This window comes from Meiothermus cerbereus, assembly GCF_051297115.1.
GTDB classification, from domain to species: Bacteria; Deinococcota; Deinococci; order Deinococcales; family Thermaceae; genus Meiothermus; species Meiothermus cerbereus_A.
The window spans coordinates 1-519 of sequence record NZ_JBEVAL010000179.1; the positions used below are offsets into that span (position 1 = coordinate 1).

Annotated in this window: 1 protein-coding gene and 2 pseudogenes; all 3 read right to left on the minus strand. The window is 66.9% G+C overall.

The window, feature by feature from the left end; genetic code table 11:
* Nucleotides 1–247, minus strand: a pseudogene (locus ABWU19_RS15055) (lysine biosynthesis protein LysX); the annotation flags it as partial.
* A gap of 6 nt (nucleotides 248–253) precedes the next feature.
* A complete protein-coding gene (gene lysW / locus ABWU19_RS15060; protein ID WP_016330122.1) occupies nucleotides 254–418 on the minus strand; it encodes a lysine biosynthesis protein LysW in 165 nt (54 codons plus the stop codon).
* Nucleotides 412–519, minus strand: a pseudogene (locus tag ABWU19_RS15065) (paraquat-inducible protein A); the annotation flags it as partial. The pseudogene ABWU19_RS15065 and the gene lysW, both read right to left, overlap by 7 nt.

A 519-nucleotide genomic window follows, 5' to 3' on the forward strand; every position in this document is an offset into this window, starting at 1 on the left:
TCACCTGGGGGCGGTTCACCACGGGGATGCCCAGGGCCTCGAGGTAGCGGGCGGCCGCCAGGCCCCGGCTCTGGCTCACGCACCGCTCCAGGGCCACGGTGACCCCCTCTAGCTCCTTAGGGGGCTCCCCCAGGACCATCCGCAGGGCGGGGACGTAGACCTTCTTAAAGGGAATCCCCAGGGCCTCGGCCCGTTCAAAGAGCATCCTTTCGTCGGGCCGGATGCGGTCGTACAGGATGGCCAGCATGGGGATCTACTCGCCCCAGTCCTCCGCCTCCTCGGGGGCGGGCTCCAGGCGCAAGGGGTCTAGGGAGACCACCTCCAGCTCCGCCCCGCAATCCTCGCAGACCAAAAGCTCGCCCAGCTCAGGGTTCTCCAGCCTAAGTTCCGCACCGCACTCCGGACAGGTGGCTACCATTCCTCGTCCTCCTCTTCCACTTCGCTCCAGTCGGGCACAAAGCTAAAGCCGCACTCGGGGCAGGAGACGGCCTGCCCCTCTTCCTCCTCGGAAACCTCAAA

Bases quoted from the DNA above. Each gene is read 5' to 3' on its own strand.
- lysW (WP_016330122.1), bottom strand. From the start codon at position 418: ATGGTAGCCACCTGTCCGGAGTGCGGTGCGGAACTTAGGCTGGAGAAC.